The sequence below is a fragment of the Enterobacter cloacae complex sp. 394F7 genome, from assembly GCF_057320385.1.
Genome location: NZ_JBXWCS010000005.1, coordinates 301,830 through 319,444 on the forward strand (window position 1 = coordinate 301,830; position 17,615 = coordinate 319,444).

Consider the following 17,615-nt stretch of genomic DNA (forward strand, 5'->3'; position numbering starts at 1 on the left):
TCTTAATATTAATCTTAAAAACCGTTATTAGGACAGTTGTCTCCTTGCCTGCTATTAGGTTAGCTGCAACAATTCTCCCAGCATCAAATGTTAAATCTCCTTGTTGCTATTATTGTTCCGGTCTTCAGTGATGGTTATTCATTATCTGCCGTGTATCGCAAGCGGCTGATATATTTCCAGAAGGCCTTATCAAAGAGGGTGTCTATCCATAACGCATTGTTTAGTCAGTGGATTGGTAACTGAAAGCCAAGGGCGGTAGCGTGCCTGAAAGCGTGTGAATCAGCCTCGATTATTCTGTCAATAGCCAATGGATGAATAAGCTTTTTTTAGGACTGATGCCAGTTATATTTCTATTTGAACAACTGCATGCTGAAAGCCAAATCGACCCGGCTTATTTAATTGCACAGGATAATTACTCTGCCAAAGTGATAAATAATCAATGATGAAATCCAAAATGAAATTGATGCCATTATTGGTGTCTGTGACCTTGATGAGTGGTTGTACAGTCTTTCCCGGCAGCAATATGTCAACAATGGGTAAGGATGTGATCAAACAACAGGATGCTGATTTTGATCTCGACAAAATGGTGAATGTTTATCCACTGACACCACGTCTGGTCGAACAATTACGTCCACGTCCAAATGTTGCGCAGCCGAATATGTCTCTGGACCAGGAAATTGCCTCCTACCAGTACCGCGTAGGTCCGGGTGACGTCATTAACGTTACCGTGTGGGACCATCCGGAATTGACCACGCCAGCGGGCCAATACCGCAGCTCAAGCGACACCGGTAACTGGGTGCAGTCTGATGGCACCATGTTCTATCCCTATATCGGCAAAGTACACGTTGCCGGGAAAACCCTTGCCGAAATCCGTAGTGATATTACCGGCCGCTTAGCGCAGTACATCGCCGATCCGCAGGTGGACGTTAATATCGCCGCATTCCGTTCGCAAAAAGCCTATATCTCCGGACAGGTGAACAAATCTGGCCAGCAGGCCATCACCAACGTGCCGCTGACCGTGCTGGACGCCATTAACGCCGCGGGCGGCTTAACCGACGGTGCCGACTGGCGCAACGTCGTTCTGACCCACAACGGTAAAGAACAACGCATTTCTCTGCAGGCGCTGATGCAAAACGGCGACCTGACGCAGAACCGTCTGCTCTATCCGGGCGACATTCTGTATGTACCGCGTAATGACGACCTGAAAGTCTTCGTGATGGGTGAAGTGAAGAAACAGAGCACCCTCAAAATGGACTTCAGCGGCATGACCCTGACCGAAGCACTGGGTAATGCAGAGGGTATCGATCTCACCACCTCTAATGCCACCGGTATCTTCGTGATCCGTCCGCTGAAAGGCGAGGGCAGTGCGAAAGGCAAGATTGCCAATATTTACCAGCTGGATATGTCCGATGCGACTTCTCTGGTAATGGCAACGGAGTTCCGCCTCCAGCCTTATGACGTGGTGTATGTCACCACCGCACCGGTTGCCCGCTGGAACCGTCTGATCAACCAGTTGCTGCCAACCATCAGTGGCGTTCGCTACATGACGGATACGGCGCGCGACATTCATACCTGGTAATCCGCGATGTTTAATAAAATTCTGGTGGTATGCGTGGGGAACATTTGCCGTTCCCCAACGGCTGAGCGGTTGCTGAAACACTACCAGCCCGAGCTCACCGTCGAATCTGCAGGGCTGGGCGCGCTGGTCGGTAAAGGTGCCGATGAAAGCGCCGCGAGCGTGGCCCGCGATCATAACCTTTCTCTTGACGGGCACTGCGCCCGCCAGGTCACCGGCCGCATGTGCCGGGAGTATGACCTGATCCTGACGATGGAAAAACGCCATATTCACTCGCTATGCGAAATCGCACCGGAGATGCGCGGCAAAGTGATGCTGTTTGGTCACTGGGAAAACGAACGCGAAATCCCCGATCCCTATCGCAAAAGCCGTGAGGCCTTTGAGGCGGTGTATACCTTACTTGACCAGTCTGCCCGTCAGTGGGCGCAGGCACTGAAAGCTCAGCAGGGATAACAATGACAGAAAAAACAAAACCTTCTGCCGCCCCGATTTCGGGCAGTGATGAAATCGATATTGGTCGCCTGGTCGGCACCGTCATAGAGGCGAAGTGGTGGGTACTTGGGATCACCGCCGTGTTTGCCGCCGCGGCGATCGTCTATACGCTGTTTGCGACACCCATCTACAGCGCCGATGCGCTGGTGCAGATTGAGCAGAACACCGGCAACTCGCTGGTGCAGGATATTGGCTCTGCCCTGGCGAACAAACCGCCTGCCTCCGAGGCCGAAATTCAGCTGATCCAGTCGCGTCTGGTGCTGGGTAAAACGGTTCACGATCTGGGGCTTGATATCTCCGTCACCAAAAATACCTTCCCGATATTTGGTGCCGGCTGGGATCGCCTGACCGGGCACAGCAACGACACGGTAAAAGTTACCGACTTTGTGCTGCCGAAAGGGAGCGCGGATCAAACCTTTACCCTGACCGTGCTAGGGCCGAAGCAGTATCAGCTGACCAGCGACGCCGGCTTCAGCGCGCGCGGTGAAGTGGGGCAGATGCTGACAAAAGATGGCGTCAGCATGAAGGTGAGCGCTATTCAGGCGCAGGAAGGCAGCGAGTTTACCGTCACCAAATTCTCCACCCTGGGGATGATCAACAATCTGCAAAACAACCTGACGGTCACCGAAAATGGCAAGGACACGGGTGTCCTGAGCATGACCTTTACCGGTGAAGATAAGGATCAAATCCGCGAAATTCTCAACAGCATTACCCGCAACTACCTTGAGCAGAACGTCGAACGCAAGTCGGCTGAAGCGGCGAAAAGCCTGGCCTTCCTCGCCAAACAGCTCCCGGAAGTACGCGCACGTCTGGATGATGCAGAGAACAAACTGAACGCGTTTCGTCAGGATAAAGATTCCGTCGATCTGCCGCTGGAAGCGAAATCTGTGCTCGATTCGATGGTCAACATTGATGCGCAGCTTAATGAGTTGACCTTCAAAGAGGCGGAAATTTCTAAGCTCTACACCAAACGTCACCCGGCCTATCGCACGCTGCTGGAAAAACGTCGCACCCTCGAAGAGGAGAAAGCGAAGCTTAATGACCGCGTCACCGCAATGCCAAAAACGCAGCAGGAAATTGTGCGTCTGACCCGCGACGTGGAATCCGGCCAGCAGGTCTATATGCAGCTGCTGAACAAACAGCAGGAGCTGAAGATTACCGAAGCCAGTACCGTCGGCGACGTGCGTATTGTTGACCCGGCCATTACCCAGCCTGGCGTACTGAAGCCGAAGAAAGCGCTGATTATCCTCGGCAGCATTATCCTCGGCCTGATGCTCTCCATTGTTGGTGTGCTGCTGCGTTCGCTGTTCAACCGCGGTATCGAAAGCCCGCAGGTGCTGGAAGAGAACGGTATCAACGTTTACGCCAGTATCCCGCTCTCCGAATGGCAGAAGTCCCATGACCGTGTCAAAAGCGTCAAAGGCGTCAAGCGTTACAAACAGAGCCAGCTGCTGGCAGTGGGTAACCCGACGGACCTGGCAATTGAAGCGGTGCGCAGCCTGCGTACCAGTCTCCACTTCGCCATGATGCAGGCCAAAAACAACGTACTGATGTTAACCGGTGTCAGCCCGTCGATAGGTAAGACCTTTGTCTGTGCCAACCTGGCGGCGGTGGTCAGCCAGACCAATAAACGGGTGCTGCTGATCGACTGCGATATGCGTAAGGGCTATACCCACGAGCTGCTGGGGACCAATAACGTCAACGGTCTGTCGGAAATCCTGCTTGGCAAGGGTGAGATTAGCCAGAGCGCAAAACCGACCAGCATCCCGAAATTTGACCTCATCCCACGTGGTCAGGTGCCGCCAAACCCATCCGAACTGTTGATGAGCGACCGCTTTGCCGAGCTGGTGGAGTGGGCGAGCAAAAACTATGACCTGGTGCTGATCGATACACCACCAATTCTGGCCGTGACCGATGCGGCCGTGGTCGGTCGCCTGGCGGGAACCACGCTGATGGTGGCGCGCTATGCGGTGAACACCCTGAAGGAAGTGGAAACCAGCCTGAGCCGCTTCGAGCAGAATGGCATTGAGGTGAAAGGGGTGATCCTGAACTCCATCTTCCGCCGTGCGACCGGGTACCAGGATTACGGGTATTACGAGTACGAATATAAGTCTGACAGCAAATAACAATCTCCCTCACCCTAACCCTCTCCCGAGGGGAGAGGGAACTGCCCGGTGCAGCTATTCTCCCTCTCCCTTTGGGAGAGAGGCGGGGTGAGGGATCAGGGGAAGACTATGACCACACAACGCCCTTTAGTTTCTATTTATATGCCGACATGGAATCGTCAGCAGCTGGCGATCCGTGCAATCAAATCGGTGCTGCGCCAGGATTACGATAACTGGGAGCTGATCATTGTTGATGACTGTTCCTCTTCGTATGAGCAGCTGCAAAAGTTTGTCACTGACCTCAATGACCCGCGTGTCAGCTATACCCATAACGCGATCAACTCCGGGGCGTGTGCGGTGCGTAATCAGGCAATTATGCAGGCCAAAGGGCAGTATCTGACCGGCATCGACGACGATGACGAGTGGACACCAAACCGTCTGTCCATTTTCCTGTCGCACAAGGAACAACTGGTCACGCACGCTTTCCTGTATGCCAACGACTATGTCTGTCAGGGCGAGGTTTACTCGCAGCCTGCCAGCCTGCCGCTGTACCCGAAATCACCATACTCTCGCCGCCTCTTCTACAAGCGCAACATCATTGGCAATCAGGTGTTCACCTGGGCGTGGCGCTTTAAAGAGTGCCTGTTCGATACCGAACTGAAGGCCGCGCAGGATTACGACATCTTCCTGCGGATGGTGGTGGAGTATGGCGAGCCGTGGAAGGTGGAAGAGGCCACGCAGATCCTGCACATCAACCACGGGGAGATGCAAATCACCTCCTCACCAAAAAAATTCTCGGGTTACTTCCATTTCTACCGCAAGCACAAGGATAAGTTTGACCGTGCCAGCCGGAAGTACCAGCTCTTTACCCTCTATCAGATCCGCAATAAGCGGATGACCTGGCGTACCTTGCTGACGCTGTTTTCCGTGCGCAACGGCAAGCGACTGGCTGATGGACTGCGGGGGAAATAATGTTTCTGGAAGATTGCCGCGCTAACAGCTGGAGCCTGCGCCCGTGCTGCATGGTTCTGGCGTACCGCATCGCGCATTTCTGCTCGGTGTGGCGTAAGAAAAATGTTCTGAACAACCTCTGGGCGGCACCGGTTCTTGTGCTGTACCGGATTATCACCGAATGCATTTTTGGCTATGAAATTCAGGCTGCGGCCACCATCGGCCGCCGCTTTACCATTCACCATGGCTATGCGGTGGTTATCAATAAGTTCGTGGTCGCCGGGGATGATTTCACTATTCGTCATGCGGTCACCATCGGCAACCGGGGGCCGGAGAGCCTGGCCTGCCCGGTCATCGGCAACAACGTCGAGCTGGGGGCGAACGTGGTGATCATTGGCGACATTACCATTGGTAACAACGTCACGATTGGTGCAGGCAGCGTGGTGCTGGACAGCATTCCGGATAACGCGCTGGTAGTGGGCGAAAAAGCCCGCGTGAAGGTGATCAAATGAACATTCTGCAATTTAACGTCCGTCTCGCCGAGGGCGGGGCGGCTGGCGTGGCGCTGGATCTGCACCAGCGTGCGCTGCAAAAAGGGCTTCAGTCTCGTTTTATCTACGGCTATGGCAAAGGCGGTAAGAAAAGCGTCAGCCACGATATCTATCCGCAGGTGCACAAGCAGACGCCACGTCTGACGTCTGTCGCCAATATTGCGCTGTTCCGTCTGTTTAACCGCGATCTGTTTGGCAACCTGAACAACCTCTATCGCACGGTCACGCGCACTTCCGGCCCGGTTGTGCTCCATTTTCACGTGCTGCACAGCTACTGGCTGAACCTGCAAGAGGTGGTGACGTTTTGCCAGAAGGTACAGGCTCACAAGCCGGATACCCGCTTCATCTGGACGCTGCACGACCACTGGAGCGTAACCGGGCGCTGCGCGTTCACCGACGGCTGCGAAGGCTGGAAAAACGCCTGCCAGAAGTGTCCGACATTAACCAATTACCCGCCGGTGAAAGTGGATCGCGCTCACCAGCTGGTGGACGGAAAACGTCAGCAGTTCCGCGATATGCTGTCGCTCGGCTGCACGTTTATCTCCCCCAGCCAGCATGTGGCCGATGCCTTCAACAGTCTGTATGGGGCAGGGCGGTGTCAGATCATCAACAACGGGATCGACGTGGCGACGGAAGCGATTCTGGCCGAGTTGACCCCGGTTGCGGAAACCGCAGGCAAACCGAAAATCGCAATCGTCGCGCATGACCTGCGTTACGACGGCAAAACCAACCAGCAGCTGGTGCGCGACATGATGGCGCTGGGTGACAAAATTGAACTGCATACCTTCGGCAAATTCTCGCCGTTCGATGGCGCTAACGTGGTGAATCACGGGTTTGAAACGGATAAGCGCAAGCTGATGAGCGCCCTCAACGGGATGGATGCGCTGGTGTTCAGCTCGCGCGTCGATAACTACCCGCTGATCCTCTGCGAAGCGCTCTCGATTGGCGTGCCGGTGATCGCCACCCACAGCGATGCGGCGCGTGAAGTGCTGGAAAAATCGGGCGGGAAAACGTTCGCGGAACAGGAGGTGCTGCCGCTGGTGCAACTGCCGAAGCCGCAGATTGCGCACGCCGTTTTTGGCACTGACCTGGAATCGTTCCGCAACCGCAGCCGCAAGGCCTACAGTGGACAACAGATGCTGGAGGAATATGTCTCGTTCTATCAGAGTCTGTAGTTATCTGCTGCTGCCGCTGATCTATCTGCTGGTCAACGTCAAAATTGCCCAGCTCGGCGAAAGCTTCCCGATAACCATTGTGACCTTCTTGCCTGCTCTGCTTCTATTGTACGTCGATAAAATCAACCTCAAGAAGCTGATGATTGCCTTAGGGATGGGCTTTGGCCTGACGCTGTTTAACTACATCTTTGGCCAGTCGCTGGATCCCAGTAAGTACGTCACCTCTACCATGCTGTTTGTTTATATTGTCATTATTATTGGCATGGTGTGGAGTATTCGTTTTAAAACTATTTCTCCGCACAATTATCGGAAAATCCTCAGGCTCTTTTATATTGCCGTTGCGTTAATTGTTATGCTTGCTGCACTGGAAATGGCGCAAATTATTCTCACCGGTGGTAGCAGCCTGATGGAGATAATTTCGAAATATCTCATTTACAGTAACAGCTATGTACTGAACTTCATTAAGTTTGGCGGTAAGCGTACGACAGCCCTCTATTTTGAACCGGCGTTTTTCGCTCTGGCGTTAATCTCAATTTGGCTCAGCATCAAACAGTTTGGTATCAAAACCCCTAAGACCGATGCTATGATTCTTGCAGGAATCGTTCTGTCTGGTTCGTTCTCAGGGGTCATGACATTTATCCTGTTTTACCTCCTGGAGTGGGCATTCCAGTACCTGAACAAAGATGCGATTAAGAAAAAACTGCCGCTGGCGATCATCTCCCTGACGGTATTTTTAGTAGGCGTGATATTTGCATTCCCGTATATCTCAGAGCGTCTGGGGGATTTGGGAACGGAAGGTTCATCGTCCTATTATCGCATTATCGGGCCGCTGGTGATGGTGGGTTATTCCTTAACCCATATCGACGGTGTAGTAAGATTCGGCTCACTTTACGAATATGTTGCATCATTCGGAATCTTTAACGGTGCGGATGTCGGTAAAACCATAGACAATGGCCTGTATCTGTTAATTATTTATTTTTCGTGGTTCGCCGTACTGTTGACGCTCTGGTATCTGTTTAAAGTTTTCAAAATGATGATTCACGCGTTTGGGGATAACCAGAACTTTCGCGTGCAGCTTTATCTGTTTACGCCCGTGTCGCTGTTTTTTACGGGGTCAATATTTAGCCCGGAATATGCGTTCTTAATTGTTTGTCCGTTTATTTTGCGTAAAGCGCTTAATATTACGAATTCATGACGAGGTGGTCTTATGTTTCTTAGCGTCATTACTGTCGCTTTTCGTAATTACGAAGGGGTGGTAAAAACCTGGCGCTCGCTGCGCAACCTGGCGCGCGATCCGAGCCTCAGCTTTGAGTGGATCGTGGTCGATGGCGGCTCGAACGATGGCACGGCGGAGTTTCTGGAAAAACTCAACGGTGAGTTCAACTTACGCTTCGTTAGCGAGAAAGATAAAGGCATCTACGATGCGATGAACAAAGGCATTAACATGGCGCAAGGCCGTTATGCCATCTTCCTTAACTCGGGCGATGTGTTCCATGACGATGTGGCGCAGTTTGCCCGTCAGCTGGCGCGCCAGAAAGATGACGCGATGTATATTGGCGATGCGCTGCTCGATTTTGGCGACGGGCATAAAATTTGCCGCAGCGCGAAACCCGGCTGGTATATCTATCACAGTTTACCGGCCAGCCATCAGGCCATTTTCTTCCCGGTAAAAGGTCTGAAAAAACAGCCTTACGATCTGCAGTATAAAGTGTCATCAGATTATGCCCTGGCCGCCAGTCTGTATAAATCAGGCTACCCGTTCCGTCGAATTAAAGGGCTGGTGTCTGAATTTTCAATGGGCGGTGTATCCACCTCGAATAATCTGGAATTGTGCCAGGATGCAAAAAACGTACAGCGTAAGATATTACGCGTGCCTGCATTCTGGGCGGAATTGTCTTATTTATTCCGCCTGCGCACCACGGGTAAAACGAAAACCTTATATAACAAAGCCTGAATATAAGGAAATGTAATGCAGGATCTTAACGGGTTCACCGTGCCGAAAGGTTTTCGGGGCGGGAACGGAATTAAAGTGCAGTTATGGTGGGCCGTTCAGGCCACCTTATTTGCCTGGTCACCGCAAATACTGTATCGCTGGCGTGCCTTTTTATTGCGTCTGTTTGGCGCAAAAATCGGAAAAAACGTAGTCATTCGTCCATCGGTAAAAATTACTTACCCCTGGAAATTAACGCTTGGCGATTACGCCTGGGTAGGGGATGACGCCGTGTTATATACCCTTGGCGATATCACGATTGGTGCAAACGCGGTGGTGTCACAGAAGTGTTATTTGTGTACCGGCAGCCACGATTTTATGAGTCAGCATTTTGATATTACCGCTTCGCCAATTGTGATTGGCGAAAAATGCTGGCTGGCAACAGATGTATTTGTTGCACCTGGTGTTTCTGTTGGCGATGGCACGGTAGTCGGTGCCCGCAGCAGCGTTTTTAAATCGCTACCGGCAAATAAAATTTGCCGTGGCAACCCCGCAGTGGTGATACGCGAACGCGTTGAAACTGATTAAATTCATAAGTAGAGGAATATAAACATGTCTAAAGTCGCTCTCATCACCGGCGTTACCGGGCAGGATGGTTCTTACCTGGCAGAGTTACTGCTGGAAAAAGGTTATGAAGTTCACGGTATTAAGCGTCGTGCTTCTTCTTTCAACACGGAACGTGTGGATCATATTTACCAGGATCCGCATGCGGCGAACCCGAAATTCCATCTGCACTACGGCGACCTGACCGATACCTCCAACCTGACCCGCATCCTGCAGGAAGTACAGCCGGATGAAGTTTACAACCTGGGCGCGATGAGCCACGTAGCGGTTTCTTTCGAATCCCCGGAATACACCGCTGACGTTGACGCCATGGGTACGCTGCGTCTGCTGGAAGCGATTCGTTTCCTCGGCCTTGAGAAGAAAACCCGTTTCTACCAGGCATCCACCTCTGAACTGTACGGTCTGGTGCAGGAAATCCCGCAGAAAGAGACCACCCCGTTCTACCCACGTTCTCCTTACGCGGTAGCCAAACTGTATGCCTACTGGATCACCGTAAACTACCGTGAATCATACGGCATGTACGCCTGTAACGGCATTCTGTTTAACCACGAATCCCCACGTCGTGGCGAAACCTTCGTGACCCGTAAAATTACCCGCGCTATCGCCAACATCGCTCAGGGTCTGGAATCCTGCCTGCACCTCGGCAACATGGACTCCCTGCGTGACTGGGGCCATGCCAAAGACTACGTGAAGATGCAGTGGATGATGCTGCAGCAGGAGCAGCCAGAAGACTTCGTGATTGCGACCGGCGTGCAGTACTCCGTCCGTCAATTCGTGGAAATGGCTGCCGCACAGCTGGGTATCAAACTGCGCTTCGAAGGCACTGGCGTGGAAGAGAAGGGGATCGTTGTCTCTGTGACCGGCCATGACGCACCGGGCGTGAAACCAGGTGATGTGATTGTGCAGGTTGACCCGCGTTACTTCCGTCCTGCGGAAGTGGAAACCCTGCTGGGCGACCCAACCAAAGCGCACGAGAAACTGGGCTGGAAACCAGAAACCACTCTGCAGGAGATGGTCTCTGAGATGGTAGCCAAAGATCTTGAAGCAGCGAAAAAACACTCCCTGCTCAAATCTCATGGCTACGAGGTTGCCATCGCGCTGGAGTCCTGAGAATGACAAAACAACGTATTTTTGTCGCCGGTCATCGCGGAATGGTGGGTTCCGCGATTGTTCGCCAGCTGGAGCAGCGCGGTGACGTGGAAGTGGTTGTCCGTACCCGCGACGAGCTGAATCTGCTCGATAGCCGTGCGGTACAGGACTTCTTTGCCAATGAACGTATCGATCAGGTGTATCTGGCGGCGGCAAAAGTGGGCGGCATTGTCGCTAACAACACTTACCCGGCAGATTTCATCTACGAGAACATGATGATTGAGAGCAACATAATTCACGCGGCGCATCTGCACAACGTGAACAAGCTGTTGTTCCTCGGCTCATCCTGTATCTACCCGAAAATGGCGAAACAGCCGATCGCCGAGAGCGAACTGCTGCAGGGGACGCTGGAAGCAACCAACGAGCCTTACGCGATTGCCAAAATTGCCGGGATCAAGCTGTGCGAGTCCTACAACCGTCAGTACAACCGTGACTATCGCTCGGTGATGCCGACCAACCTGTACGGGCCGCACGATAACTTCCACCCGAGCAACTCGCACGTGATCCCGGCGCTGCTGCGTCGTTTCCACGAGGCGACCGCCGAGAACGCACCGGATGTGGTGGTGTGGGGCAGCGGCACGCCGATGCGCGAATTCCTGCACGTGGATGACATGGCCGCGGCCAGCATTCACGTGATGGAGCTGGATCGCGAGGTGTGGCAGGAGAACACCGAGCCGATGCTGTCGCACATCAACGTTGGCACCGGCGTGGATTGCACCATTCGCGAGCTGGCGCAGACCATCGCTCAGGTGGTGGGCTACAAGGGCCGCGTGGTGTTTGACGCCACCAAACCGGACGGCACGCCGCGCAAACTGCTGGACGTCACCCGTCTGCATCAGCTGGGCTGGTATCACGAGGTGTCGCTGGAACAAGGGCTGGCAAGTACCTACCAGTGGTTCCTGGAAAACCAGCACCGCTTCCGGGGGTAACAATGTTTTTAAGTCAGGAAGATTTTGCCACGGTAGTGCGCTCCACTCCGCTCATCTCAATTGATTTGATCGTGGAGAACGAACGCGGCGAGTTCTTGCTGGGGAAACGAACCAATCGTCCTGCTCAGGGCTTCTGGTTCGTGCCCGGCGGGCGCGTGCAGAAGGATGAGACGCTGGCCAACGCGTTTGAGCGTCTCACTCTGGCGGAACTGGGCCTGCAACTGCCGATGGCAGCAGGCCAGTTTTACGGGGTCTGGCAGCACTTCTATGACGATAACTTTTCAGGCACCGGCTTCACCACGCACTACATCGTGCTGGGGTTCCGCCTGAAGGTGAGTGAGGCAGACCTGCGTCTGCCTGATTCTCAGCACGACGACTACCGCTGGCAGACGCCAGAGGCGCTGCTGGCCAGCGACAATGTGCATGACAACAGTCGTGCCTATTTCCTGGCCGATCGTCAGTCTGAGGTGCCGGGACTATGAAGATCCTCGTATATGGAATCAACTACTCGCCGGAATTGACCGGTATCGGGAAATACACCGGCGAGATGGTCGAGTGGATGGCGAGCCAGGGACATGACGTGCGGGTCATTACCGCGCCGCCGTACTACCCGGAATGGAAAGTGGGCGAGCGCTACTCCAGCTGGCGCTATCGCCGCGAAGAGGGCGCAGCGACCGTCTGGCGTTGCCCGCTGTACGTGCCGAAGCAGCCCTCGACGCTGAAACGTTTAATTCATCTGGGCAGCTTTGCCCTGAGCAGTTTCTTCCCGCTGATGGCGCAGCGTCGCTGGAAGCCGGATCGCATCATCGGCGTGGTACCGACGCTGTTCTGCACGCCGGGCATGCGGCTGCTGGGCAAGCTCTCCGGTGCGCGCACGTTGCTGCACATTCAGGATTATGAAGTCGACGCCATGCTGGGCCTGGGGATGGCAGGTAAAGGCAAGGGTGGCAAAGTGGCGAAACTCGCCAGCGCTTTTGAGCGCAGCGGTCTGCATAACGTGGATTATGTCTCCACCATCTCGCGATCGATGATGAACAAAGCGCAGGAGAAGGGCGTCGCGCCGGAAAAGGTGATCTTTTTCCCGAACTGGTCCGAAGTGGCCCGTTTCCGTGATGTAACAGAACACGACGCGCAGGTGCTTCGCGCAGAGCTCGGTTTGCCTGATGACCAAAAAATGATTCTTTATTCAGGCAATATCGGCGAAAAGCAGGGGCTGGAGAACGTTATCGAGGCGGCTCAACAGCTTAGCGAACATCCGTGGATGTTTGTGATTGTCGGTCAGGGCGGCGGAAAAGCGCGGCTGGAGAAGATGGCCAGTGAACGCGGCCTGACTAACGTGAAATTCTTCCCGCTTCAGTCTTACGAGGCGCTGCCTGCGCTGCTGAAGATGGGTGACTGCCATCTGGTGGTGCAAAAGCGCGGCGCGGCGGATGCGGTGCTGCCGTCCAAGCTGACCAACATTCTGGCCGTAGGCGGGAACGCCGTGATCACGGCAGAAGCCGAAACCGAATTAGGCCAGCTGTGTGACAGCTACCCGGGGATCGCCGTTTGCGTGGAGCCGGAATCGGTTCCGGCGCTGGTGACCGGAATTGAACAGGCACTCGCCATGCCAAAAGTGAACACGGTGGCACGTGAATATGCCGAACGCACGCTCGAGAAAGAGAACGTGCTGAGCCAATTTATTGCAGATATACGGGGATAAATCATGAGTCAAACCACGTTGTATCCGGTTGTGATGGCAGGTGGCTCTGGTAGCCGGTTGTGGCCGCTGTCCCGCGTGCTCTATCCAAAACAGTTCCTCTGCCTGAAAGGGGATCTCACCATGCTGCAAACGACGGTTAACCGTCTGCAGGGTGTGGAGTGTGAAAGCCCGGTGGTGATTTGTAACGAACAGCACCGCTTTATTGTTGCCGAGCAGCTGCGCCAGCTGAACAAACTCACAGAAAACATCATTCTGGAGCCTGCCGGACGAAATACCGCCCCAGCGATTGCCCTGGCGGCGCTGGCGGCAAAACGCAGCAGCCCGGATTGCGATCCGCTGATGCTGGTCCTGGCGGCAGACCACGTCATTCAGCAGGAAGAGGCGTTCCGCGACGCAGTGCGGGCGGCCATTCCTTACGCAGAAAGCGGCAAGCTGGTGACCTTCGGCATCGTGCCGGATCTGCCAGAAACCGGCTATGGCTATATCCGCCGCGGCAGCGTGACGCCGGGCGAAGGCGACAGCGTGGCGTTTGACGTGGCGCAGTTCGTTGAGAAACCGAATCTGGAAACCGCGCAGGCCTACGTTGCCAGCGGTGAATACTACTGGAACAGCGGTATGTTCCTGTTCCGCGCCGGTCGCTATCTGGAAGAACTGCAAAAATATCGTCCGGATATCCTGAGCGCCTGCGAAAAAGCCATGAACGTGGTGGATCCGGACCTCGACTTTATTCGCGTCGACGAAGCCGCTTTCCTCGCCTGCCCGGAAGAGTCCATTGACTATGCGGTGATGGAGCGCACGGCGGATGCGGTGGTGGTGCCGATGGATGCAGGCTGGAGCGATGTTGGCTCCTGGTCCTCCCTGTGGGAGATCAGCGCGCATACCCCGGAGGGTAACGTCCATCACGGTGATGTGATTAGCCACAAAACCGAGAACAGCTACGTCTACGCCGAATCCGGCCTCGTGACCACGGTGGGGGTGAAGGATCTGGTGGTCGTCCAGACCAAAGACGCCGTGCTGATTGCCGACCGTAACGCCGTGCAGGACGTTAAAAAGGTGGTGGAGAAGATCAAAGCCGACGGTCGCCACGAGCACCATATTCACCGCGAAGTGTACCGGCCGTGGGGCAAATACGACTCCATCGATGCGGGCGAACGTTACCAGGTGAAGCGCATTACCGTGAAGCCGGGCGAAGGCCTGTCGGTACAGATGCATCACCATCGTGCCGAGCACTGGGTGGTGGTGGCGGGTACCGCCAAAGTGACCATCGACGGTGAAGTGAAACTGCTCGGTGAAAACGAGTCAATTTATATTCCGCTGGGGGCGACACACTGTCTGGAAAACCCAGGGAAGATACCTCTCGATTTAATTGAAGTGCGCTCCGGCTCATATCTGGAAGAGGACGATATTGTCCGTTTCCAGGACCGCTACGGTCGGGTGTAACCGCTTCGCATCATGCCCGGTGGCGCTGTGCTTACCGGGCCTACGAATGAATAAAAAATATTTTGCCTGTTAATTGGGCGGGCCAACTGTTGCCTGAAAAAGGGGTCATGATGGAAAAGTTAACCTGTTTTAAAGCCTACGATATTCGCGGCAAGCTGGGCGAAGAGCTGAATGAAGACATTGCGTGGCGCATCGGCCGCGCGTACGGCGAATACCTGAAACCGAAAACTATCGTACTGGGCGGCGACGTGCGTCTGACCAGCGAATCCCTGAAGCTGGCGCTGGCGAAAGGGCTGCAGGACGCGGGCGTGGACGTGCTGGATATCGGCCTTTCCGGTACCGAAGAGATCTATTTTGCCACCTTCCACCTGGGCGTGGACGGCGGGATTGAAGTCACGGCCAGCCATAATCCGATGGATTACAACGGTATGAAGCTGGTGCGCAAGGGTGCGCGCCCTATCAGCGGCGATACCGGCCTGCGCGACGTGCAGCGTCTGGCGGAAGCCAACGACTTCCCGCCGGTGAACGAGTCTGCTCGCGGCAGCTACAAGCAGATCGATCTGCGTAAAGAGTACATCGACCACCTGCTGGGTTACATCAACGTGGCGAACCTTAAGCCGCTGAAGCTGGTCATCAACTCCGGCAACGGCGCGGCGGGCCCGGTGGTGGATGCCCTGGAAGCCCGCTTTAAGGCGCTGAACGTGCCGGTGACCTTCGTCAAGGTACACAACACCCCGGACGGCAACTTCCCGAACGGTATCCCGAACCCGCTGCTGCCAGAGTGCCGCGACGACACCCGCAATGCGGTGATTGAACACGGTGCGGATATGGGCATCGCCTTTGACGGCGATTTCGACCGCTGCTTCCTGTTCGACGAGAAAGGGCAGTTCATCGAGGGCTATTACATTGTCGGCCTGCTGGCGGAAGCGTTCCTCGAGAAAAATCCGGGGGCGAAGATCATTCATGACCCGCGCCTCTCCTGGAACACCGTTGACGTGGTGTCAGCGGCAGGCGGTACGCCGGTGATGTCCAAAACCGGTCACGCGTTTATTAAAGAGCGTATGCGCGAAGAAGACGCCATCTACGGCGGCGAGATGAGCGCCCATCACTACTTCCGCGATTTTGCCTACTGCGACAGTGGGATGATCCCGTGGCTGCTGGTGACCGAGTTGCTGTGCCTGAAAGGTCAGACCCTGGGCGAGCTGGTGCGCGACCGTATGGCGGCCTTCCCGGCAAGTGGAGAGATCAACAGCAAACTGGCGCAGCCGGCTGAGGCCATTGCCCGCGTGGAACAGCACTTTGCAATTCACGCGCTGGAAATTGACCGTACCGACGGTATCAGCATGGCGTTCCCGCAGTGGCGCTTTAACCTGCGCTCGTCCAATACCGAGCCGGTGGTGCGCCTGAACGTGGAATCCCGCGCCGACACCGCGCTGATGGAAGCCCGAACGAAGGACATTCTGGCGCTGTTGAATCAGTAATCATTGCCCCTCACCCCAGCCCTCTCCCCACAGGGGAGAGGGTGTTCAAGTTCCCTCTCCCCTGTGGGGAGAGGGTTAGGGTGAGGGGTAAGGTTTTGAACTAAAGGAACAACGATGACGAATCTAAAAAAGCGCGAACGAGCGAGAACGAATGCATCGTTAATCTCTATGGTGCAGCGTTTTTCTGATATCACCATCATGGTCGGCGGATTGTGGGCGGTGTGTTGGATCAGCGGGCAATCGTTCTTATACATGCATCTGCTGATGGCACTGATTGCGCTGGTCGTGTTTCAGATGATCGGCGGGATGACGGATTTCTATCGTTCGTGGCGTGGCGTCAAGATGACCACCGAACTGATGTTGTTGCTGCAGAACTGGACATTAAGCCTGATCTTTAGCGCGGGCCTGGTGGCGTTCAGCCATGATTTTGATAATCGTCTGGTGACGTATCTGTGCTGGTATCTGTTAACCAGCGTCGGCATGGTGGTTTGCCGCTCCCTGATCCGCTTTGGCGCGGGCTGGTTGCGTAACCGTGGTTACAACCGCCGCTATGTCGCCGTTGCCGGCGATCTGCCGGTGGGCCAGGTGCTGCTTGATAGCTTCCGCAAAGAGCCGTGGTTAGGTTTTGAAGTGGTTGGGATCTACCACGACGCGAAACCGGGTGGCGTGCCGTCCGACTGGGCGGGCAACTACGATCAGCTTATTGACGATGCGAAAGCGGGCAAAATTCACAACGTCTACATTGCCATGCAGATGAAAGAGGAGTCCCGCATTAAGAAACTGATGCGCGACCTGGCGGACACCACCTGTTCCGTGATCCTCATTCCGGACGTCTTTACCTTCAACATTCTCCATTCCCGTATCGAAGAGGTGAACGGTGTACCGGTAGTGCCGCTGTACGACACGCCGCTGTCGGGGATCAACCGTGTTCTCAAACGCCTGGAAGACATTGTGCTCTCTTCACTGATCCTTCTGCTGATCTCCCCGGTGCTGTGCTGCATTGCCCTGGCGGTGAAGCTGAGCTCTCCCGGCCCGGTCATCTTCCGTCAGACGCGCTACGGCATGGACGGTAAGCCGATCATGGTGTGGAAATTCCGCTCCATGAAGGTGATGGAGAACGACAAAGTGGTGACGCAGGCTACGCAGAACGATCCGCGCGTGACCCGCGTGGGGAATTTCCTGCGCCGCACCTCGCTGGACGAGCTGCCGCAATTTATCAACGTCTTTACTGGCGGTATGTCGATTGTCGGGCCACGTCCGCACGCGGTTGCTCATAACGAGCAGTACCGCTCGCTGATTGAAGGCTACATGCTGCGCCATAAAGTGAAACCAGGCATTACCGGCTGGGCGCAAATCAACGGCTGGCGCGGTGAAACCGACACGCTGGAAAAAATGGAAAAACGTATTGAATTCGATCTTGAGTACATCCGTGAGTGGAGCCTCTGGTTCGATATCAAAATTGTTTTTCTGACCATCTTCAAAGGTTTCGTGAACAAAGCGGCGTACTAAG

General features: G+C 54.7%; 16 protein-coding genes. All 16 read left to right on the forward strand.

What is annotated here, in order from left to right:
* Positions 1-439 precede the first annotated feature (439 nt).
* The 16 genes from AC2FAK_RS10280 to wcaJ all read left to right on the forward strand — a co-directional run bounded on the left by AC2FAK_RS10280 (position 440) and on the right by wcaJ (position 17,614).
* Positions 440-1,579, forward strand: a complete 1,140-nt coding sequence (locus AC2FAK_RS10280; protein ID WP_014170829.1) for a polysaccharide export protein — start codon at positions 440-442, stop codon at positions 1,577-1,579.
* 6 nt (positions 1,580-1,585) lie between these two features.
* Entirely contained in the window at positions 1,586-2,029 is a 444-nt protein-coding gene (gene wzb, locus AC2FAK_RS10285) for a low molecular weight protein-tyrosine-phosphatase Wzb (RefSeq protein WP_013097882.1), read from the forward strand.
* 2 nt (positions 2,030-2,031) lie between these two features.
* On the forward strand, positions 2,032-4,194 hold the full coding sequence (wzc, locus tag AC2FAK_RS10290) for a tyrosine-protein kinase Wzc (RefSeq protein ID WP_047023873.1): 2,163 nt from the start codon (positions 2,032-2,034) through the stop codon (positions 4,192-4,194).
* A gap of 108 nt (positions 4,195-4,302) precedes the next feature.
* Entirely contained in the window at positions 4,303-5,145 is an 843-nt protein-coding gene (gene wcaA / locus AC2FAK_RS10295) for a colanic acid biosynthesis glycosyltransferase WcaA (protein ID WP_013097880.1), read from the forward strand.
* Complete coding sequence (gene wcaB / locus AC2FAK_RS10300; protein ID WP_013097879.1) at positions 5,145-5,636, forward strand: colanic acid biosynthesis acetyltransferase WcaB; 492 nt, start codon at positions 5,145-5,147, stop codon at positions 5,634-5,636. Before wcaA ends, wcaB begins: the two co-directional genes overlap by 1 nt.
* Complete coding sequence (wcaC, locus tag AC2FAK_RS10305) at positions 5,633-6,850, forward strand: colanic acid biosynthesis glycosyltransferase WcaC (protein ID WP_095454995.1); 1,218 nt, start codon at positions 5,633-5,635, stop codon at positions 6,848-6,850. Before wcaB ends, wcaC begins: the two co-directional genes overlap by 4 nt.
* The gene (gene wcaD, locus AC2FAK_RS10310; RefSeq protein WP_095454994.1) at positions 6,825-8,045 is read left to right on the forward strand and encodes a colanic acid polymerase WcaD; all 1,221 of its coding nucleotides are present in this window, start codon (positions 6,825-6,827) and stop codon (positions 8,043-8,045) included. Before wcaC ends, wcaD begins: the two co-directional genes overlap by 26 nt.
* 12 nt (positions 8,046-8,057) lie before the next feature.
* On the forward strand, positions 8,058-8,804 hold the full coding sequence (gene wcaE, locus AC2FAK_RS10315) for a colanic acid biosynthesis glycosyltransferase WcaE (RefSeq protein ID WP_013097876.1): 747 nt from the start codon (positions 8,058-8,060) through the stop codon (positions 8,802-8,804).
* A gap of 15 nt (positions 8,805-8,819) precedes the next feature.
* The gene (wcaF, locus tag AC2FAK_RS10320) at positions 8,820-9,368 is read left to right on the forward strand and encodes a colanic acid biosynthesis acetyltransferase WcaF (protein ID WP_013097875.1); all 549 of its coding nucleotides are present in this window, start codon (positions 8,820-8,822) and stop codon (positions 9,366-9,368) included.
* Positions 9,369-9,392: 24 nt separating this feature from the next.
* Positions 9,393-10,514, forward strand: coding sequence for a GDP-mannose 4,6-dehydratase (gmd, locus tag AC2FAK_RS10325; RefSeq protein WP_003863514.1), 1,122 nt, complete (start codon positions 9,393-9,395; stop codon positions 10,512-10,514).
* Between the two features lie 2 nt (positions 10,515-10,516).
* On the forward strand, positions 10,517-11,482 hold the full coding sequence (fcl, locus tag AC2FAK_RS10330; protein ID WP_013097874.1) for a GDP-L-fucose synthase: 966 nt from the start codon (positions 10,517-10,519) through the stop codon (positions 11,480-11,482).
* 2 nt (positions 11,483-11,484) lie between these two features.
* A complete protein-coding gene (locus AC2FAK_RS10335; protein WP_013097873.1) occupies positions 11,485-11,964 on the forward strand; it encodes a GDP-mannose mannosyl hydrolase in 480 nt (159 codons plus the stop codon).
* A complete protein-coding gene (gene wcaI, locus AC2FAK_RS10340; RefSeq protein WP_095454993.1) occupies positions 11,961-13,184 on the forward strand; it encodes a colanic acid biosynthesis fucosyltransferase WcaI in 1,224 nt (407 codons plus the stop codon). The genes AC2FAK_RS10335 and wcaI overlap by 4 nt, the downstream gene beginning before the upstream one ends.
* A 3-nt stretch (positions 13,185-13,187) precedes the next feature.
* Positions 13,188-14,624: a mannose-1-phosphate guanyltransferase gene (cpsB, locus tag AC2FAK_RS10345; protein ID WP_014832618.1), complete on the forward strand. Its 1,437-nt coding sequence runs from the start codon at positions 13,188-13,190 to the stop codon at positions 14,622-14,624.
* Positions 14,625-14,734: 110 nt separating this feature from the next.
* Positions 14,735-16,105 (forward strand): colanic acid biosynthesis phosphomannomutase CpsG, encoded by a 1,371-nt coding sequence (gene cpsG / locus AC2FAK_RS10350; protein WP_013097871.1) that lies wholly within the window; start codon positions 14,735-14,737, stop codon positions 16,103-16,105.
* A gap of 114 nt (positions 16,106-16,219) precedes the next feature.
* Complete coding sequence (gene wcaJ / locus AC2FAK_RS10355) at positions 16,220-17,614, forward strand: undecaprenyl-phosphate glucose phosphotransferase (RefSeq protein ID WP_014832616.1); 1,395 nt, start codon at positions 16,220-16,222, stop codon at positions 17,612-17,614.
* The last annotated feature ends 1 nt before the right edge of the window (position 17,615 follow it).